Origin of the sequence: Streptomyces acidiscabies, from assembly GCF_020010905.1 — a bacterium.
GTDB lineage: Bacteria > Actinomycetota > Actinomycetes > Streptomycetales > Streptomycetaceae > Streptomyces > Streptomyces acidiscabies.
Window position 1 is genome coordinate 4,655,927 of the sequence record NZ_JAGJBY010000002.1, and the last position, 17,788, is coordinate 4,673,714.

Annotated in this window: 19 protein-coding genes; 12 read left to right on the forward strand and 7 right to left on the reverse strand. The window is 73.6% G+C overall.

Features of this window, described 5'->3' with window-relative positions; genetic code table 11:
- Positions 1-7 precede the first annotated feature (7 nt).
- The 3 genes from J8M50_RS46795 to J8M50_RS46805 are packed head-to-tail and all read right to left on the reverse strand — an operon-like array spanning position 8 to position 2,342.
- A complete protein-coding gene (locus tag J8M50_RS46795; protein WP_010360504.1) occupies positions 8-820 on the reverse strand; it encodes a universal stress protein in 813 nt (270 codons plus the stop codon).
- 24 nt (positions 821-844) lie between these two features.
- Positions 845-1,702, reverse strand: a complete 858-nt coding sequence (locus tag J8M50_RS46800; protein ID WP_010360503.1) for a universal stress protein — start codon at positions 1,700-1,702, stop codon at positions 845-847.
- A 52-nt stretch (positions 1,703-1,754) separates the two neighbouring features.
- Positions 1,755-2,342 carry a DoxX family membrane protein gene (locus J8M50_RS46805; protein ID WP_178865650.1) on the reverse strand — a complete coding sequence of 196 codons (588 nt, stop codon included), beginning with the start codon at positions 2,340-2,342 and terminating at the stop codon, positions 1,755-1,757.
- Positions 2,343-2,583: 241 nt separating this feature from the next.
- Between J8M50_RS46805 and J8M50_RS46810 the strand changes: the two genes are divergently transcribed.
- From J8M50_RS46810 to J8M50_RS46865, 12 genes are all read left to right on the forward strand, one after another.
- The gene (locus tag J8M50_RS46810) at positions 2,584-3,048 is read left to right on the forward strand and encodes a Crp/Fnr family transcriptional regulator (protein WP_010360501.1); all 465 of its coding nucleotides are present in this window, start codon (positions 2,584-2,586) and stop codon (positions 3,046-3,048) included.
- A 10-nt stretch (positions 3,049-3,058) separates the two neighbouring features.
- Positions 3,059-3,724, forward strand: coding sequence for a CBS domain-containing protein (locus J8M50_RS46815; protein WP_010360500.1), 666 nt, complete (start codon positions 3,059-3,061; stop codon positions 3,722-3,724).
- A 63-nt stretch (positions 3,725-3,787) separates the two neighbouring features.
- Positions 3,788-4,489, forward strand: coding sequence for a response regulator (locus J8M50_RS46820; RefSeq protein ID WP_010360499.1), 702 nt, complete (start codon positions 3,788-3,790; stop codon positions 4,487-4,489).
- Positions 4,490-4,548: 59 nt separating this feature from the next.
- On the forward strand, positions 4,549-5,205 hold the full coding sequence (locus J8M50_RS46825; protein WP_010360498.1) for a helix-turn-helix domain-containing protein: 657 nt from the start codon (positions 4,549-4,551) through the stop codon (positions 5,203-5,205).
- A gap of 136 nt (positions 5,206-5,341) precedes the next feature.
- Positions 5,342-6,163, forward strand: coding sequence for a universal stress protein (locus J8M50_RS46830; RefSeq protein ID WP_010360497.1), 822 nt, complete (start codon positions 5,342-5,344; stop codon positions 6,161-6,163).
- 87 nt (positions 6,164-6,250) lie between these two features.
- Positions 6,251-7,438: a sigma-54-dependent transcriptional regulator family protein gene (locus tag J8M50_RS46835; protein WP_010360495.1), complete on the forward strand. Its 1,188-nt coding sequence runs from the start codon at positions 6,251-6,253 to the stop codon at positions 7,436-7,438.
- Between the two features lie 46 nt (positions 7,439-7,484).
- The gene (locus J8M50_RS46840) at positions 7,485-9,005 is read left to right on the forward strand and encodes an aldehyde dehydrogenase family protein (protein WP_010360494.1); all 1,521 of its coding nucleotides are present in this window, start codon (positions 7,485-7,487) and stop codon (positions 9,003-9,005) included.
- A 9-nt stretch (positions 9,006-9,014) separates the two neighbouring features.
- Positions 9,015-9,377 (forward strand): DUF779 domain-containing protein, encoded by a 363-nt coding sequence (locus tag J8M50_RS46845; protein WP_010360493.1) that lies wholly within the window; start codon positions 9,015-9,017, stop codon positions 9,375-9,377.
- Positions 9,378-9,389: 12 nt separating this feature from the next.
- Positions 9,390-10,403 (forward strand): zinc-dependent alcohol dehydrogenase, encoded by a 1,014-nt coding sequence (locus tag J8M50_RS46850; RefSeq protein ID WP_010360492.1) that lies wholly within the window; start codon positions 9,390-9,392, stop codon positions 10,401-10,403.
- 48 nt (positions 10,404-10,451) lie between these two features.
- Positions 10,452-11,564 (forward strand): NAD(P) transhydrogenase subunit alpha, encoded by a 1,113-nt coding sequence (locus tag J8M50_RS46855; RefSeq protein ID WP_010360491.1) that lies wholly within the window; start codon positions 10,452-10,454, stop codon positions 11,562-11,564.
- Entirely contained in the window at positions 11,561-11,872 is a 312-nt protein-coding gene (locus J8M50_RS46860; protein ID WP_010360490.1) for an NAD(P) transhydrogenase subunit alpha part 2, read from the forward strand. The genes J8M50_RS46855 and J8M50_RS46860 overlap by 4 nt, the downstream gene beginning before the upstream one ends.
- 5 nt (positions 11,873-11,877) lie before the next feature.
- Positions 11,878-13,284, forward strand: a complete 1,407-nt coding sequence (locus J8M50_RS46865) for an NAD(P)(+) transhydrogenase (Re/Si-specific) subunit beta (protein WP_040838737.1) — start codon at positions 11,878-11,880, stop codon at positions 13,282-13,284.
- Between the two features lie 59 nt (positions 13,285-13,343).
- Here J8M50_RS46865 and J8M50_RS46870 read toward each other — a convergent pair whose 3' ends face one another.
- Genes J8M50_RS46870 through J8M50_RS46885 form a run of 4 tightly spaced genes read right to left on the reverse strand, consistent with a single transcriptional unit; the run spans position 13,344 to position 17,752 of the window.
- Positions 13,344-14,969 carry an NAD(P)-binding protein gene (locus J8M50_RS46870; protein ID WP_010360487.1) on the reverse strand — a complete coding sequence of 542 codons (1,626 nt, stop codon included), beginning with the start codon at positions 14,967-14,969 and terminating at the stop codon, positions 13,344-13,346.
- Positions 14,966-15,955, reverse strand: a complete 990-nt coding sequence (locus J8M50_RS46875; RefSeq protein ID WP_010360486.1) for a thiamine pyrophosphate-dependent enzyme — start codon at positions 15,953-15,955, stop codon at positions 14,966-14,968. The genes J8M50_RS46870 and J8M50_RS46875 overlap by 4 nt, the downstream gene beginning before the upstream one ends.
- Positions 15,952-17,193 (reverse strand): transketolase C-terminal domain-containing protein, encoded by a 1,242-nt coding sequence (locus tag J8M50_RS46880; protein ID WP_010360485.1) that lies wholly within the window; start codon positions 17,191-17,193, stop codon positions 15,952-15,954. The genes J8M50_RS46875 and J8M50_RS46880 overlap by 4 nt, the downstream gene beginning before the upstream one ends.
- Positions 17,177-17,752: a 2-oxoacid:acceptor oxidoreductase family protein gene (locus J8M50_RS46885; protein ID WP_010360484.1), complete on the reverse strand. Its 576-nt coding sequence runs from the start codon at positions 17,750-17,752 to the stop codon at positions 17,177-17,179. Before J8M50_RS46885 ends, J8M50_RS46880 begins: the two co-directional genes overlap by 17 nt.
- Positions 17,753-17,788 lie beyond the last annotated feature (36 nt).

Sequence of the window (17,788 nt, forward strand, 5' to 3'; positions counted from 1 at the left end):
CAGGGGATTAACGGCGCCGCTCGGGTACGACAGCGACCGGGCACGCGGCGTCGTGCAGGACCCGGTGGGTCACCAGGCCGAGGCGCCCGGCGCGGGACCGGGTACCCACGACCAGCAGATCAGCCGCGAAAGAGGCCGACACGAGGAGCCGGCGGGCATGCCCCTCGGCGGTACGACGCCGGATCCGCAGCCGCTCGGGGGCGTGCCGCAGCGCCCGCTCCAGCGCGGCCGAGGCCCGCTGCTCGGGCGGTCGCACGGCCTCGCCCGACGGCGCCGGACGCGCCGGGGACCGCCAGGTCCGTACGGCCTCCAGCTCCGCGCCCCGCACCTCGGCCTCGCGCACCGCGAACCGCACCGCGGCCGGCCCGCCGACACCGACCACGACCCGGCCGTGCGCCCCGGGGCGGGCCTGGTTGTCGTGGTGGCCGCGCACGACGATGACGGGGCACTCGGCGCGGGCGGCCACGGTCAGGCTCACCGAGCCGCGCAGCAGTTCGGTGAGCCCGGGGCGGCTCCGGCTGCCGAGCACCAGGGCGCCGGCGTCCCGGGCGGCGCGCAGCAGCGCGGGTTCGGGATCCTCGGCGGCCACCTCGGTGGTGATCGTCACCTCCGGCGCACGGCGCTGGGCGCGTCGGGCCGCGGATTCGAGGAGACGCAGGTCGTGGCTCCAGCCGCCGGCCCCGTCCTCTTCGTAGCGCCGCCACGTCGAGGCGTGCACCAGGCGCAGGGGCGCGCCGCGCAGGGCCGCCTCGTCCGCGGCCCAGTCCATGGCCCGAAGGCTCGGCTCGGAGTCGTCGACACCGACGACGATCGGCTGCATGGGGTTCTCTCTTCCGGGGGTCGGTCAGCCGTGGGACACGACGGCGACGGGGGCGGGGGAGTGGTGCAGGACGGCGTGGGTGACGTGGCCGATGTGCGTGCCGAACGGGCTGCGCCGGCCCCGGCGTCCGACGACGACCAGGGACGCCTCGCGGGCGGCGGCCACGAGATGCTCGGCGGCGCTGCCGTACCGGGACTCCTCGACGACCTCGACGTCCGGGAACTTCTGCCGCCAGGGCCGCACCGCGTCGGCCAGCGCCTCGGCGTCGTCCAGCGCGAGGGCCTCGTGCAGCGGCGGGCTGTCGGGGGTGCCGTACGCGATGTACGGCGACGGGTTCCAGGCGTGCACCACGCGCAGGGGCACGGCGCGGCGGACGGCTGCGTCGAAGGCGAAGTCCATGAGGGTGCTGTCCGGGTGGTCGGTGTCCAGGCCCAGGACGACGGGGCGGTCGGGTTCTTGCCGGTGGGACCTGACGAAGACCACGGGGTGGTGGGCGTGGGCCAGCACGGACAGGCCGACGGAGCCGACCAGGAAGCCGCCGATGCCGCCCAGCCCGCGCGAGCCGAGGACCAGGAGTTCGGCGTCCTTCGAGGCACGGGCCAGGACATCGGCGGGCGAGCCGGAGAGGTGTTCGCCGGTCACCTCGACGCCGGGGTGGCGCTGTCGCAGGCCGGCGGCTGTTTCGCGGGGGATGCGGTCGGTCCAGTGCTGGTGGGTCTCGGGGCCCAGGAGCGGGGCCTGGGCCATCGGCGCGGGGACCGGTTCCCAGACCTGGAGGAGCTTCAGCGGCAGTCCGAGGGACCGCGCTTCGTGGGCGGCCCATTCGGCGGCGGCGAGGCTTTCGGGGGAACCGTCGAGGCCGACGGTGACGGTACGGATCATGACGTTCGCCTCCTTGCGGGCGCGGTGGGCCGCGTGTCCGGGGTTCGGCTGGTCAGCGCAGCCAGGCGTGGTCGCGGACGACCGGCAGCCGCGCCCACACACGCCCGAGGCCGAGGGCGTCGCCGGCGGCGACGGCCGCGAGGGCGATCAGGACGATCGCGTAGATCAGGTGGTAGTCGGCGAACGGGTTGGCCGACATGCTCGCCGTGCCGTCGGACAGGTGCTTGGCGGGCGGCCACTCGGCGATCCACATGAACGCCATCAGCGCCGTCCCCGCGACAGCGGCGATCCGCAGCGCCACCCCGGCGGCCAGCGCGAGGCCGATGCCCAGGAGGGCCAGCATGAACAGCCAGTCCGCCCACGTGTCCCCGGCCCAGGAGTGGAACGTCGACTCCATGGGCCCGGCGGAGACGTGCGACAGGAAGCCCTTGGTGGGTGAGCCGCCGTCGATCCAGCCCTTGCCGGAGGCGGTGGCGTAACCGAACCCGAACGTCTTGTCCAGGAACGCCCACAGGAACACGAACCCGGTGACCAGCCGCAACGACGCGAACGCGTACGCGGATGCGCTGTGCGTGGCCTCGCCCACGGACAGGCGGGCCCGGAAAGAGGGCAGACGGTGGGAGTGCTCGTGCACGGCCATGGCGGTGATGTCCCTTCGGATCCGGTCGTTGCCCGACACCCCTCACTCTCGCGAGGTGCGCCGTACGCCGCCGGATGCCGAAGGTCGGTCCCCGCAGGGCCGAACGGCCCTCTTCGCGCGGCCGTTCGGGGGCGGTGCCGTTCGGCGCGGCGGTGGACCGAACGGCCCCTGGCCGCGCCGGGAGCTGCCGGCGCACGCTGGCAGCAGACCGCCGTACGTCCCCGCCCCCGGAGGACCCGCCATGAACACCGCACCGACCCCCAGCATGCTGCGCGCTCTCCCTGCGGAGCACCGGCAGCGGCTGATGCGCTTCGCCCACGAGGTGTCCTTCGAGCCGGGCACCCGGCTCTTCGAGGAGGGCGGGAAGGCGGACCGGTTCTGGGTGATCCGCACGGGCCGTGTCGAACTAGACATGCACGTGCCCGGCCGTCGCGCGGCCGTCATCGAGAGCCTGGGCCACGACGAACTCGTCGGCTGGTCCTGGCTGCTCGGCCCGCACGCCTGGCACCTGGGCGCCAAGACGACGACGCCGGTACGGGCGTACGAGTTCGACGGCGCCGCCGTCCGCCTGCTGTGCGCCGACGACCCGGCGCTCGGGAACTCCGTCGCCCTGTGGGTGGGCGGCATCCTGGCCCACCGCCTGCGCTCGGCCCGCACCCGGCTGCTCGACCTGTACGCGCCGTACGGCGCCGGCACCCGTATCTGAGGGGGACTCGATGGACGGCACACCGCACGTCGTCAGCGACGTCATGACGCACACCGTCGTCAGCGTCGGACGCGACGCGTCCTTCAAGGACATCGTGCGGCTGATGCGGGAGTGGCGGGTCAGCGCCCTGCCCGTGACCGAGGGGGAGGACCGGGTCGTGGGCGTCGTCTCCGAGGCGGATCTCCTGTGCAAGGAGGAGTTCCGCGACGACGACCCCGACCGGTACACACAGCTACGGCGCCTCAGGGACCTGGAGAAGGCGGGCGGCGTACGGGCCCGGGACCTGATGACCTCCCCGGCGCTCAGCGTCCGCGCCGACACCACGCTCGCTCAGGCCGCCCGCGTCATGGCGCGGGCCAGCGTCAAGCGCCTCCCGGTCGTGGACGCCCTCGGCCGGCTGGAGGGCATCGTCAGCCGCGCCGACCTGCTGAAGGTCTTCCTGCGCGGGGACGACAGCATCGCCGAGGAGGTCCGGCGCGAGATCGTCGCCCATCTCTTCCTCCCGCCGGCCTCCGAGCTGCGGGTCGACGTCCACGACGGTGTGGTGACCCTGGGCGGACAGATCCGCGACACCTCCCTCGTGCCGGTGGCGGCGCGGCTGGTGCGGGCGGTGGAGGGGGTCGTGGACGTGGTGTTCGAGCTCGTGCCCGGGGAGAATAGGGCCGGTCGGCCCTAGTGTGCTGCGGTCCGGCTGGTGATGATCGTCCTGGGCAGCACATTCCCTCAGAGAGAGGTCGCCATGGCGCAGGCGCGTACCTTCACCGAGCAGGACCCGATCCGGGTGTTCCTGCTCGACGACCACGAGGTCGTACGCCGCGGCCTGAGCGACCTGCTCGACGCCGAGCCGGACATCACGGTCGTCGGGGACGCCGGGACGGTCGAGCACGCGCTCGCGCGGGGTCCTGCGCTGCGGCCCGACGTCGCCGTCCTCGACGTCCGCCTGCCCGACGGCGACGGCATCACCGTCTGCCGCGAACTGCGTGACCGCATGCCCGCGCTGGCCTGCCTGATGCTGACGTCGTTCGACGACGAGGACGCCCTCCTCGACGCCATCATGGCCGGGGCGTCCGGCTATGTCCTCAAGCAGATCAAGGGCTCCGACCTGGTCTCGGCGGTCCGCACGGTCGCCACCGGCCAGTCCATGCTCGACCCCGCGACCACGGCCCGCCTGATGCGCTCCCTGCGCGCCGACCCGACCGACACTCCGACCGTCCCCGACGAACTCGCGGGCCTGTCCCCGCGCGAGCGCGACATCCTCGCCCTCATCGGCGAGGGCCTCACGAACCGGGAGATCGGCAAGAAGCTGTACCTCTCCGAGAAGACGGTCAAGAACCACATCTCGCGCCTGCTGGCGAAGCTCGGGGTCCAACGGCGGGTCCAGGCAGCGGTGCTGGCCTCGCACCTGGAGCCGCCGGAGCCGCAGGAGCGCCGCAACAGGTAGGAGACGCCGGACCGTTTTCACGGGCCGACGCCGTCGTGCCACGAGGGGAAGCGACAGTCATGACGGCACACGCATCGCCGGGCGGCCCCGGAGACCTGGGACACCGCCTCGCCTGGCGCCGGACCGAACTCGGTCTCAGCCGCCAGGAGATCGCCGTACGGGCTGGCATGGCGCCCGGCTACCTCGGCTATCTGGAGGAGTGGTCCGGGGCCGCCCCCGGTGCCGGGGTGCTGCGCAGGCTCGCCGACGCCCTGGAGACCACCGTCGCGGCCCTCACCGGCGCCGCCGCCGGACGTCCCGCAGGTCTCGGCCGGGCCCGCCGCACGCACCTCGTGAAGCTGACGCCGGCCGAGTGCCGCGTCCTGCTCGCCACGCACGGCGTGGGACGCCTCGCCGTGCCCACCGTCGAGGGCCCTCTCGTCGTGCCCGTCAACTACGGCGTCGTCGCCGGCGCCGTCGTCTACCGCACCGCCCCCGGCACGGTCCCCGCCCAGGCCGACGGCTGCCGGGTGGCCCTGGAGGCCGACCGGATCGACGAGGCGTTCAGCCGGGGCTGGAGCGTCCTCGTCCGGGGGTACGCGCGCCGCGTCACCGACCCCGCCGAAGCGCTCCGGCTCACGGAGACGGCCCACAGCGAACCCTGGGCGGGCGGCCCGCGCGAACTGTGGCTGCGCATCGAACCCCTCGCCCTCACCGGCCGCCGCATCGTGGGCTGACGGGGCCGACCGGCCCGCCACAAGGGGCCGTCCGGCGCGCCGGAGGGTTCCTGAGGCCCCTGCCCCCCCGCGCCGGTACGGGACCAGCATCGCTTCGGAGCGGCGGTACCGACCACCGCGGGGAAGGGGACGGGCCATGACTCGCCAGAACGTCGTCGTCGGCGTGGACGGTTCACCGGGCGCCGTACGCGCGCTGGACCGCGCCGCCGAGGAAGCCGTACGCCGCGGCACCGCGCTGCGCGTCGTGTACGCCGTGCGCGACCGGGACGAGGCGGGGCCGGTACTGGCCTCCGCCGTCACGCGCACGCGCCTGCGGTGGCCGGGGCTGCCGGTCGTCGCCGACGCCGTGGTCGGCGGGGCGGTGGAGGTGCTCGCCCGTGAGAGCGGGGGCGCGGACCTCACGGTCGTCGGCACCCGGGGGCTGGGACCCGTCGCCGGTCTCCTCGCCGGGTCCGTGAGCCTCAGGCTCGCCGCGCGGGCGCACGGTCCGCTGCTCGTCGTACGCGACGACCGGCCCCGCGACCCCACCTCCGACGGGCGTCCGGTGGTGCTCGGCCTGCGGGGCGACGCCGACGACGAGGCGGCCGTCTACGCCTTCCAGGAGGCCGAGCGCCGGCAGGCACCGCTGCGCGTCCTGCACGCCATGGCCCACCACCGCGTCGCTCCCGAGATGCCCTCGCCGATCCCCGCGACCAGCCCCGGCCAGCGGCGCCGGGCACAGGACGAACGGGCCGAGCGGGCCGTGCCCCGGTTCGGCGTCGCACGGCTGCGGGAGCAGCACCCCCACGTACCGGTCGAGATCCGCGCCGTGGACACCGACCCCGCGCACGCCCTCCTGGAGGCGGGCCGGGAGGCGGCCGTCGTCGTCATCGGCGCCCACCGGCACTCCGGCCCGGTCCTGCACACCCTGCTGTCGCGCTCCCACTGTCCCGTGGTGCTGGTGCCGACCGGCGAGTGAGCGGGGACCTTCGGCCCCTGGAGGTGTCGCCAGGCCGGCACGAGGCTGACGCGACCACCGCAGGACGCCGCACAGGAGGTGTGTGCCATGCAGTCCCCCCGCACCGCCCCGGTCCGCCCCCTGGTGGCCGACTCGTGGGCCCGCTGCACGGTGCGCGGCGTCCACGCCGACGGCCTCCCGCCGCTGTGCGGAGCCTTCGCCGACCTCGACGACCGGCGGCGCGACCACCCGCTGGCCGCCGCGCTGCCGCTCCTGCGCGACCTGCTCGGCCGGGGAGCCGCCGACGACGGGCACGTCTTCGCGGTCACCGACACGGAGGGCACCCTCCTGTGGGTCGAGGGGGACCCGGCGGCCCTGCGCCGCGCCGAGCGGATGCGGTTCGTCGAGGGCGCCCGGTGGGCGGAACGGCTCGCCGGGACCAACGCCCCCGGCACCGCCCTGGAACTCGGCAGGGCGGTCCAGATCGTGACCGGCGAGCACTACGGCTCCGCCGTCCACGCCTGGTCGTGCGCCGCCGCACCCGTGCGCGACCCCCGCACCGGCCTGGTACTCGGAGCGGTGGACCTCTCCGGCGGCCCCAGCATCGCCACACCCCCGGCCCTGGCCGCGGTGCGCGCGGCGGCGCTGGCCGCGCAGGCGGTACTCCCGCCGACCCGGGCCGCCCCGGGTGGCGTACGGCTGCGGGCGCTGGCCCGGGACAGCGCCGTGCTGGAACACGCCGGACGGGTGCACCGGCTCAGTCCCCGGCACAGCGAGATCGTGGTGACGCTGGCCCTGGAGGGCCGGGGGGTGACCGGGGACCGGCTCGCGGTGGACCTCTCGGAGCACGAGATACCGCCCTCGACGCTGCGCGCCGAACTGACCCGGCTGCGCGCGGTGCTCGGCCCCGGCCTCCTGGGCTCCCGGCCCTACGCACTGCTGGTGCCGGTGCGCACCGACTACGACGAGGTGGCCGGTCTGCTCGCCGAAGGGCGGGCCGACGCGGCCCTCGCCCGCTACCCGGGCCCGCTGCTGCCGCGCTCCGAGGCGCCCCTCGTCGTCGCCCACCGGACGTCCCTGGAACAGCAGTTGCGCGGCGCCGTCCTGGCCGGCGGCGCCGTGCCGCTGCGCCGCTGGGTCACCTCCGAATGGGGCACCGACGACACGTCCGCGTGGACCGCCCTCGCCCGCCTCCTGCCCGGCGGTTCACCGCAGCGCGCCGCCGCCGCGGCCCGCGCCCGGCACCTCGAAGGGGCCGTCGCGGATGCAGCGCGGTTGCAGCGTTGCCGCTCCTAACGTGCCGTACATCAGCCCGACCGTCGTCACCGGAAAGGGGACGAACATGAAGTACGAGCCTCCGGGCGCGCCGGGCAGTCCCGTCGACGTCGCGCCCCGCTACGAGAACTTCATCGGCGGCAAATGGCTGCCGCCCACCACCGGCCGGTACACACCGAACCTGTGCCCCGCCACCGCCCGCCCGATCTGCGAGGTCCCGAAGTCCGGACCCCAGGACATCGAACTCGCCCTGGACGCCGCGCACGCGGCGAAGGACACCTGGAGCGAGGCCACCACGGCCCAGCGGGCCGCCGTGCTCAACAAGGTCGCCGACGCCATCGACGCCCACCGCGAGGAACTCGCGGTCGCCGAGAGCTGGGAGAACGGCAAGCCGGTCCGCGAGACCCTCGCCGCCGACATCCCGCTCGCCGCCGACCACTTCCGCTACTTCGCCGCGGCGATCCGCGCGCAGGAGAGCGAGATCACCGAGATCGACAAGGAGACCATCGCCTACCACTTCCACGAACCGCTGGGCGTGGTCGGCCAGATCATCCCGTTCAACTTCCCGCTGCTGATGGCCGCGTGGAAGCTCGCCCCGGCGCTCGCCGCCGGCAACTGCTCCGTCATCAAGCCGGCCTCGCCGACCCCGTGGTCGATCCTCAAGCTGATGGAGGTCGTCGGGGACATCCTCCCGCCGGGTGTCCTCAACGTCGTCAACGGCCCCGGCGCCGAGATCGGCAAGGCGCTCGCCACGAACAAGCGCATCGCCAAGGTCGCCTTCACCGGCGAGACCACCACCGGGCGCCTGATCATGCAGTACGCGTCCCAGAACATCATCCCGGTCACCCTGGAACTGGGCGGCAAGTCGCCGAACATCTTCTTCGACGACGTGGCGGCGGCCGACGACGACTTCCTGAACAAGGCCGTCGAGGGCCTGGTGCTCTACGCGTTCAACAAGGGCGAGGTCTGCACCGCCCCCTCCCGCGCCCTGATCCAGGAGAACATCTACGAGGAGTTCATGGCCCGCTGCCTGGAGCGCATCCGAGCCGTCCGACAGGGCGACCCCCTCGACACCGACACCATGATGGGACCCCAGGTCTCCAAGCAGCAGATCGACAAGATCGCCTCCTACGTCGACATCGGCCTGAAGGAGGGCGCCGAACTGCTCGTCGGAGGCCACCGCGCCGACATCGGCGGACCGTTCACGGACGGCTACTTCTTCGAGCCGACCGTCCTCAGGGGCCACAACCGGATGCGGGTCTTCCAGGAGGAGATCTTCGGGCCCGTCCTCTCGGTCACCACCTTCAAGGACGAGGCCGACGCCCTCGCCCTCGCCAACGACACGCTCTACGGCCTCGGCGCCGGCGTGTGGACCCGCGACGGCGCCCGCGCCTACCGCATGGGCCGCGCGATCAGGGCCGGCCGGGTCTGGACCAACTGCTACCACCAGTACCCCGCCGGTGCCGCCTTCGGCGGCTACAAGGTCTCCGGCATCGGCCGCGAGACCCACAAGATGATGCTCGACCACTACAGCCAGACCAAGAACCTGCTGGTCAGCTACGGCACCAAGCCCCTCGGGCTGTTCTAGGAGGCACCCGTGGAACCGCGCCCCGGCACCGTCGGACGCGTCACGGCCACCCGCGCGGCGCGCAGGGCGATCGCGGCCCTGCGCGCCGCCCAGGGCGCACCGGTGATGTTCGTCCAGTCCGCGGGCTGCTGCGACGGCAGCGACCCGATGTGCTTCCAGGGCGGCGAATTCGCCCTGGGAGACGGCGACATGCTCATCGGCGTCGTGGAGGGCTGCACCTTCCACATGGACGCCGACCAGTACGAGGCCCTCGGCCGCCCCGTCTTCGTCCTGGACGTCGAACCGGGCACGCCGGGCGGCTTCTCCCTCGCGGCCGGGGAGGGGCTGCACTTCGTGACCCGGGCCGAACCGTCCCGGACCAGAGCGAGTTGAGGAGCGCACGCCATGAAGGCAGCGGTAGTCACCGACTTCGGCAAACCCCTGGAGATCCAGGACCGGTCCGTCCCCGAACCCGGCCCCGGCCAGGTCCTCGTGGAGATGGAGGCGTCCGGACTCTGCCACACCGACATCCACGCCGCCCACGGCGACTGGCCCGTCAAACCCACCCCGCCGTTCGTCCCCGGCCACGAGGGCGTCGGCACCGTCCGCGCCACCGGCCCCGGCGTCCCCGCCGGCCTGACCGGCACCCGGGTCGCCGTCCCCTGGCTCGGCTCCTCCTGCGGCGCCTGCCGGCACTGCCTCTCCGGCTGGGAGACCCTGTGCGCATCCCAGGTCAACACCGGCTACTCCGTCGACGGCTGCTACGCCGAGTACGCCGTCGCCGACGCGGGCGCCGTCGTCCGCGTGCCCGACGGCGTGACCTCCTTCGACGCGGCCCCCCTGACCTGTGCCGGCGTCACCACGTACAAGGCGGTCAAGGTCGCCCGCGTCACCCCGGCCGAGCGGGTCGCCGTCTTCGGCATCGGGGGCCTCGGCCATCTCGCGCTCCAGTACGCGCGCCTGGTCGGCGGATTCGTCACCGCCGTCGACCTCGAACCCGGCAAACTCGGCCTCGCCCACCGCCTCGGCGCCGACCGGACCGTCAACGCCCGCACCCACGACCCGGTCCAGGAGATCAGGAAGGCCGGCGGCGCCGACGTCGCGATCGTGCTCGCCGCCGCCCCCGAGGCATTCGAGCAGGCGTACCGGTCCCTCAACCGCGGCGGACGGCTCGTCATGGTCGCGCTGCCCGCCGACGACGCGGCGATCCGGGTACCGGTCTTCGAGACCGTGCTCGGCGGGATCTCCGTCATCGGCTCCATCGTCGGCACCCGCCAGGACCTCACCGAGGTGTTCGCGCTGCACGCCGCCGGACGCACCCAGGTCATCGCCGAACCCCGGCGCCTGGAGCAGGTCAACGAATCCTTCGACGAGGTCCTCGGCGGCCGGGCCGAGGCACGGCTCGTCTTCGAGTTCTGACAGCGCCGGGGCCCGGCGGTCCCGGGCCCCGGAGAAAGGCAGCAGACCATGGCCATCACCGTGGGCGCTCTGCGGGAACGGGCACCCGGCGAACGCCGTGTCGCCCTCGTCCCCGAGACCGTCACCCGGCTGCGCGAGGCGGGCATCGACGTCCTGATCGAGACCGGAGCGGGCTCCGGCGCCTGGTTCACCGACGCCGACTACACCGCCGCCGGCGCCGAGGCCGTCGCGCCCGGCGACCTGTACGCGCGAGCCGACGCCGTGCTGTGCGTGGGACCCCCGGACGCGGAGAGCGCCGCTTCCCTGCGCGAAGGACAGACCCTGATCGGCCTGCTGGAACCGGCCCGCCACCCCGAGCTGATGGCGGACCTGCGCCGACGGGGCGTGCACCCGGTCAGCCTCGACCTGCTGCCGCGCACCCTCAGCCGCGCCCAGGCGATGGACGCCCTCACCTCGCAGGCCAACGTCGCCGGCTACAAGGCGGCCCTCGTCGCCGCCGAGACCTACGACCGCTTCTTCCCGATGCTGACCACCGCGGCGGGCACCATGCGCCCGGCGCAGGTCCTCGTCCTCGGCGCCGGTGTCGCCGGGCTCCAGGCCATCGCCACCGCCCGCCGCCTCGGCGCCGTCGTCACGGCGTACGACGTACGCCCCGCATCCCGAGGGGAGGTGGAGTCACTGGGCGCCCGGTTCCTCGACGTCCAGAGCCCGCCCGACGAGGAACCGGGCACCGGACACGGGGGCTACGCGCGGGAGCTGACCCCCCAGGAGCAGGAGGCCCAGCGCGCCGCCCTCGACGAGCACATCGCCCGCTGCGACGTCGTCGTCACCACCGCGCAGGTACCCGGCCGACGCCCGCCGCTCCTGGTCACCCGGGACGTGCTGCGGCGGATGCGGCCCGGCTCGGTCGTCGTCGACCTCGCCGCGAGCGAACTCGGCGGCAACGTCGAGGGCTCCGAACCCGACAAGACGGACGTCCTGGCGGGCGGCGTCACCGTGATCGGCGCCGGCCGGCTGCCGTCCGCGACGGCCACCGCCGCCTCCACGGCCTACGCCCGCAACCTCCTCGCCCTCCTGCGCCACCTGGTGCGGGACGGCGAACTCGTCCTCGACCCGGCTGACGAGATCACCGCGGCCCTGACGGGAGGCGGACCGTCGTGAACGACCTCGACCTGCTCACCGCGATCACCGTGTTCGTGCTCGGCGTCCTCGTCGGCGTCGAGGTCATCAGCAAGGTGCCCGCGACCCTGCACACCCCGCTGATGTCCGGCTCCAACTCGGTGCACGGCATCGTCGTCATCGGCGCCATGCTCGTCGCCGCCGAGTCCCACACCTGGCCCGGCTACGCGCTGGCCTTCACCGCGATGGTGTTCGGCGCGATGAACGTCGTCGGCGGATACGTCGTCACCGACCGGATGCTGGAGATGTTCAAGGCCCGGCCGGACACAGAGAAGAAGAACGGGGTGTGAGCGCCATGGTCTCCGACACCGTCCACTACGTGTTCCTGGCCGCGGCGGCCTGCTTCGTCCTCGGCCTGCACCTCATGAACCACCCCCGCACCGCCCGCCGCGGCAACACCCTCTCCGCCGCCGCCATGTCCGCCGCGATCGCCGCCACCGTGTGGCTCGTCGCCGCCGACGGCACCGTCACCCGCACCGGCTGGCTCGTCCTGGCCTGCGGCGGCCTCCTCGGCGCCGCCCTCGGCCTGTGGGCCGCGCGCGAGGTGAAGATGACGGCCATGCCCCAACTGGTCAGCGTCTTCAACGCCGTCGGCGGCGGCGCGGCGGCCCTGATCGCCGTGACCGACCTGCTCCAGACCCCGGACCCGGCGGGCATCGGCGCCCGGGTCTCGCTGCCCGGCGCCCTCGACATCGTGATCGGCGCCGTCACCTTCTCCGGCTCGCTGATCGCCGCCGGGAAACTCCAGGGCATCGTCTCCGGAGCGCCGGTCGTCTTCCCGGGCGCACGGCTGCTGAACGTCCTGCTGCCCGCCTCGTTCACCGCCGGCACCGTCTGGCTCGTGCTCGACCCCGGCTCCCGGCCCGCCCTCTACGGGCTCGCGGCCCTCGCCCTGCTGTTCGGCGTGACCATGGTCCTGCCGATCGGCGGCGCCGACATGCCCGTCGTCATCGCCCTCCTCAACGCCTTCACCGGATCCGCGGTCGCCATGGCCGGCTTCGTCCTGGACGAGACCGCGCTGATCGTCGCCGGCATGCTCGTCAGCGCCTCGGGCGGCATCCTCACCAAGCTGATGGCCGACGCCATGAACCGCTCCGTCGCGAACATCGTCGTCGGCGGCTTCGGCACCGGCGACAACGCCCCCGCCACGACCGGTGCCCCACCGGCCCAGGTGCGCTCCCTGTCCGCGGACGACGTCGCCATCCAGCTCGCGTACGCGCGCAAGGTGATCCTCGTCCCCGGGTACGGGCTCGCCGCCGCCCAGGCCCAGCACGAACTCGGCGCCCTGGCCCAGCTCCTCACCGACCACGGCGTCGACGTCAGCTACGCCGTGCACCCGGTCGCGGGCCGGATGCCGGGCCACATGAACGTGCTGCTGGCCGAGGCGAACGTGCCCTACACCCAGCTCAAGGAGATGGACGACGTCAACCCCGAGTTCCCGCAGGCCGACGTGGCCCTGGTGATCGGCGCCAACGACGTCACCAACCCCCTCGCCCGCCGCCCCGGCAACGCGATCTCCGGGATGCCGATCCTCGACGTCGACAAGGCGCGCAGCGTCGTCGTCATCAAACGCTCCATGGGACACGGGTACGCGGGCATCGACAACGAGCTCTACACCGAGCCGCGCACCGGGATGTTCTTCACCGACGCGAAGAAGGGACTGACCGAACTGAAGGCCGCGGTCGGCGAGTACGTCGCCTGAGGGGACGTGACACGGGACGGGCCCCGCCGGCCGGCGGGGCCCGTCCCGGTGCGCCAAACTCACTCCTCCGGCACCATGTCGATCGCCCCCGAAGGGCACTCCGCCGCACACAGCCCGCACCCCTTGCAGTAGTCGAGGTCGATCGAGAACCCCTTGCCCGGACCGAGCTTGGTGATCGCGTTGTCCGGGCAGACGCCGTAGCAGTTGTCGCACTCGAAGCAGTTCCCGCACGACATGCAGCGCCGTGCCTCGAAGAGCGCGGTGGAGCGGTCGAGGCCCTGGACCACCTCGTCGAAGGTGGAGACACGGCGGGCGAGCGCGAGCCGGGGCCGTACGGAGGTCGGGGCATCGGAGTAGTACCAGGTGTTCAGCCGGTCGGCACTCGCGGGCGGATGCTTCGTGCCGGGCGCATAGGACGTGCCCCGCAGATAGGCGTCGATGTGCCGGGCCGCCTTCTTGCCGTGCCCCACGGCCACGGTCACCGTCCGCTCGGCGGGCACCATGTCGCCGCCCGCGAAGACGCCCTCGTGGCCGGTCATCAGCCCCTGGGCCACCTGGACCGTGCCGTGGTCGACGGCCAGGTCCGGCACGCCCGCGACGAGGGACAGGTCGGACTCCTGGCCGAGCGCCAGCACCACCGAGTCCGCCTCCAGCTCCTCGAACTCACCCGTCGGCTGCGGGAATCCCGTCTCGTCCAGTGCCATCCGTTCGATGGTCAGCCGGCCCTCGTCGGCGTGCTTGATGGTGGACAGCCACTTCATCCGCACGCCCTCCTCCAGAGCCTCCTCGACCTCCTCGTCGTGCGCGGGCATCCGGTCACGGGTGCGCCGGTAGACCACCACGGCGTCGGTGGCACCGAGGCGGCGGGCGGTGCGGGCCGCGTCCATCGCCGTGTCGCCGCCCCCGTAGACGGCGACCCTGCGCCCCAGCAGCGGAGGCTCTTCCCCCTCCATGCTGCCGAGCAGCGCCACCGCGTCGAGGATCCGGGCGCTGTCCCCGGCCGGGAGGTAGGCCCGCCTGCCGATGCCCGCGCCCACCGCGAGGAACACGGCGTCGAAACCGCCGTCCTCCCGCGCGGCCAGCACGTCCCGCACCCGCGCGCCGGTCTCGAAGGCGACGCCGAGCCCGCGGATGCGGCCGATCTCCGCGTCCAGCACCTCACGGGGCAGCCGGTAGCGCGGGATGCCGTACCGCATCATTCCGCCGAGCCGCTCCTGGGCCTCGCGGACGGTCACCTCGTGGCCGAGCAGCCGCAGGTGGTACGCGGCCGACAGGCCGGCCGGGCCGGAGCCGACGACCAGGACCCGCTTGCCCGAGACGGTGGCGGGCGGGGCCACGCTCCAGCCCTGCCGGATCGCCTCGTCGCCGAGGAACCGCTCCACGGAGTTGATGCCCACCGCGTCGTCGACCTGTACACGGTTGCAGGCGGTCTCGCAGGGGTGGTAGCAGACCCGGCCCATCACGGCGGGCAGCGGGTTGTCGCGCATCAGCTCCCGCCACGCCGCCTCGTAGTCGCCGCTCTCCGCGTGGAACAGCCACTGCTGGATGTTCTCCCCGGCCGGGCACGCCTGGTTGCACGGCGGCAGCCGGTGGACGTACTCGGGACGCTCGGTGCGCCAGGCCCCGGTGTGGTTGGCGAGACTCGACCCCACGTCCAGGGTGATCGCGAACGGCTTCTCCTTCATGGCGTCTCCTCCTCGGCGAGCTCGAAGCGGGCGATGTTGCGGTCGGCGGCCCGTTGCAGCCGGGCGATGACGTCGGTGCGGACGTGGGGCTCGAAGAGGTGCGCGTAGCGCTTCTGCGGACGCAGGTACTCCTCGACCGGCACCTGCCGGCGGATCGGCGTCACGTCGGTCACCTCGCCGTCGACGGCCTCGAACACCGGGAACAGGCCGCAGCGCTCCGCGAGCCGCGCGATGCGCACCGTGTCGTGGGCCGGAGTGCCCCAGCCCAGCGGACAGGGCACCAGCACATGCAGATAGCGGGCACCGCGCATCCCCATCGCCCGGTGCACCTTGGCCTCCAGGTCCCGCAGCCCGGCCACGGTGGCCGTCGCGACGTACGGGATGCCGTGCGCCATCGCGATCAGCGGCAGGCTCTTGCCCTGCCCGAACGGCGCGCCTGTCTGGGTGGTGGCGGTGCGCGCCGCCGGGGGAGTGGCCCCCGAGCGCTGCACACCCGTGTTCATGTACGCCTCGTTGTCGTAGCAGACGTACAGGACGTCGTCGCCCCGCTCGAACATGCCCGACAGACAGCCCAGACCGATGTCGACCGTGCCGCCGTCCCCGCCCTGGCCGACCACCCGGACGTCGGTACGGCCCTTGGCGCGCAGCGCGGCGGCGACCCCCGCGGCGACGGCAGGCGCGTTCCCGAACAGCGAGTGCAGCCACGGGAGCTGCCAGGACGTCTCCGGGTACGGGGTGGAGAACACCTCCAGGCAGCCGGTCGCGTTGACCGCGATCACCTTCCCGCCGGACGCCCGCTGCGCCGCGTCCAGGACGTACCGGGCGCCCAGCGCCTCACCGCACCCCTGGCAGGCGCGGTGCCCGCAGGTCAGCGTGTTGGAGCGGCCCGGGTCGGCCTGGTCGGAACGGAGTCCGGGCGCCAGCAGCCGGTTTCCCGCTGCCAGACTTCCCACCTGGTAGAACCTCACCTGCCGTGCGCCGCTCACCGGTTGCTCCCCATGTCCCGCAGGATGTTCTCCGCCGAAGGACCCGACCGCCGGGTGCGCGCCATACGGGCCAGCTCCCGCTCCACGAGCTCCGTGTCGAGGTCCAGGAACGTCAGCTCGCCCAGCCGCCCGGCGAGCGCGTCGCCCAGCAGCCGGTGCAGCGACGCCTTCGTGATCGCGCGCCCGCCGAGCCCGGCGACCACGGTGTGGCCGTCGAGCCGGATCCCGGACAGCGCCATCCGCACGTTCGCCGACACGATCCCGCCGACCCCCACCGAGAAGGCCCGCTCCAGCACGACGACCCGGCGCGCGCCGCCCAGCACGGCACGCACCGCCGCCAGCGGGAACGGCCGGAACGACGTGATCGCCAGGACACCGATCCGCACCCCCCGCGCGCGCAGCTCGTCGACCACGTCGCACACCGTGCCGCACACCGACCCCAGCGCGACGACCACCGTCTCGGCGTCCTCGCACGCGTACGGGTGGACCAGTCCGCCGCTCTCCCGTCCGAACACCTCCCGGAACTCCTGCGAGACACGCGGAATCGCCGCCAGCGCCTGCATCTGCTTGGCATGCGCGAGATAGCGCACCTCGGTGAAGGCGTCCGGCCCGACCATCGCGCCGATCGACACCGGCTCGGCCGGGTCCAGGACCTGACGTGGCTCGTACGGCGGCAGGAACGCGTCCACCTCAGCCTGTTCGGGTACGTCGATCCGCTCCCAGGCGTGCGTGAGGACGAAGCCGTCCATGCACACCATCACCGGCAGCGACAGCTCCTCGGCCAGCCGGAACGCCTGCGGGTGCAGGTCGGCGGCCTCCTGGTTGTCGCGGGCGTACAGCTGGATCCACCCCGAGTCGCGCTGGGACATGCTGTCGCTGTGGTCGTTCCAGATGTTGATGGGCGCCCCGATCGCCCGGTTGGCGACCGTCATCACGATCGGCAGCCCGAGCCCCGAGGCGTTGTACAGGGCCTCCACCATGTACAGCAGGCCCTGGCTCGCGGTCGCCGTGTAGGCGCGCGCACCGGCCGCGCTCGCACCGATGCACATCGACATCGCGGCGAACTCCGACTCCACGTTGACGTACTCGCAAGGGTCCACCGCGCCGGACTTCACCAGCCGGCTCAGCTCCTCGACGATGTGCGTCTGCGGGGAGATCGGATAGGCGGCCACCACCTCGGGCCGACAGTGCGCGACGCTCTCGGCGACCGCGCGCGAGCCCTCAGTCTGCTTCAGCATGGGCGTGCTCCTCACACAGGTTCCGCACGAGCGCGTACGCCTCCCGGGCGGCGTCCGCGTTGGCCGGACCCAGCCGGCCCGGGAAACGGTCGCGGATCGCCCCGGTCAGCGCGTCGATCCCGACACAGCCGGTCAGCGCGGCCAGCCCGCCCAGCAGAGCGGCGTTCGGCACCGGGCGGCCGATGCGGCGCAGGGCGAGCGCCGTCGCGGGAACGGTGAGGACCCGGCACGACAGCGCGTCGAGGCCCAGTTCCCGGGCGTCCAGCGGGGAGTTGACCAGGGCGGCGCCACCGGGACGCACCCCTTCGAAGACGTCCACCTGGTGCAGCAGCGTCGCGTCCTGGACGATCAGCGCGTCGGGCCGCGTGACCGGCTCACGCACCCGGATCGGCCGGTCGTCGATCCGGCAGAACGCCGTCACCGGCGCCCCGGTCCGCTCCGAGCCGAAACTCGGGAACGCCTGCGCGTGGCGGCCCTCGTCGAACGCCGCCACCGACAACAACTCCGCGGCGGTGACGGCTCCCTGGCCGCCGCGGCCGTGGATACGCACCTGGAACACGGGGACTCCTTCCGCCGGTGCCTCCAGTCCTACCGC

Bases quoted from the DNA above. Each gene is read 5' to 3' on its own strand.
- J8M50_RS46795 (WP_010360504.1), bottom strand. From the start codon at position 820: ATGCAGCCGATCGTCGTCGGTGTCGACGACTCCGAGCCGAGCCTTCGG.
- J8M50_RS46800 (WP_010360503.1), bottom strand. From the start codon at position 1,702: ATGATCCGTACCGTCACCGTCGGCCTCGACGGTTCCCCCGAAAGCCTC.
- J8M50_RS46805 (WP_178865650.1), bottom strand. From the start codon at position 2,342: ATGGCCGTGCACGAGCACTCCCACCGTCTGCCCTCTTTCCGGGCCCGC.
- J8M50_RS46810 (WP_010360501.1), top strand. From the start codon at position 2,584: ATGAACACCGCACCGACCCCCAGCATGCTGCGCGCTCTCCCTGCGGAG.
- J8M50_RS46815 (WP_010360500.1), top strand. From the start codon at position 3,059: ATGGACGGCACACCGCACGTCGTCAGCGACGTCATGACGCACACCGTC.
- J8M50_RS46820 (WP_010360499.1), top strand. From the start codon at position 3,788: ATGGCGCAGGCGCGTACCTTCACCGAGCAGGACCCGATCCGGGTGTTC.
- J8M50_RS46825 (WP_010360498.1), top strand. From the start codon at position 4,549: ATGACGGCACACGCATCGCCGGGCGGCCCCGGAGACCTGGGACACCGC.
- J8M50_RS46830 (WP_010360497.1), top strand. From the start codon at position 5,342: ATGACTCGCCAGAACGTCGTCGTCGGCGTGGACGGTTCACCGGGCGCC.
- J8M50_RS46835 (WP_010360495.1), top strand. From the start codon at position 6,251: ATGCAGTCCCCCCGCACCGCCCCGGTCCGCCCCCTGGTGGCCGACTCG.
- J8M50_RS46840 (WP_010360494.1), top strand. From the start codon at position 7,485: ATGAAGTACGAGCCTCCGGGCGCGCCGGGCAGTCCCGTCGACGTCGCG.
- J8M50_RS46850 (WP_010360492.1), top strand. From the start codon at position 9,390: ATGAAGGCAGCGGTAGTCACCGACTTCGGCAAACCCCTGGAGATCCAG.
- J8M50_RS46855 (WP_010360491.1), top strand. From the start codon at position 10,452: ATGGCCATCACCGTGGGCGCTCTGCGGGAACGGGCACCCGGCGAACGC.
- J8M50_RS46865 (WP_040838737.1), top strand. From the start codon at position 11,878: ATGGTCTCCGACACCGTCCACTACGTGTTCCTGGCCGCGGCGGCCTGC.
- J8M50_RS46870 (WP_010360487.1), bottom strand. From the start codon at position 14,969: ATGAAGGAGAAGCCGTTCGCGATCACCCTGGACGTGGGGTCGAGTCTC.
- J8M50_RS46880 (WP_010360485.1), bottom strand. From the start codon at position 17,193: ATGCTGAAGCAGACTGAGGGCTCGCGCGCGGTCGCCGAGAGCGTCGCG.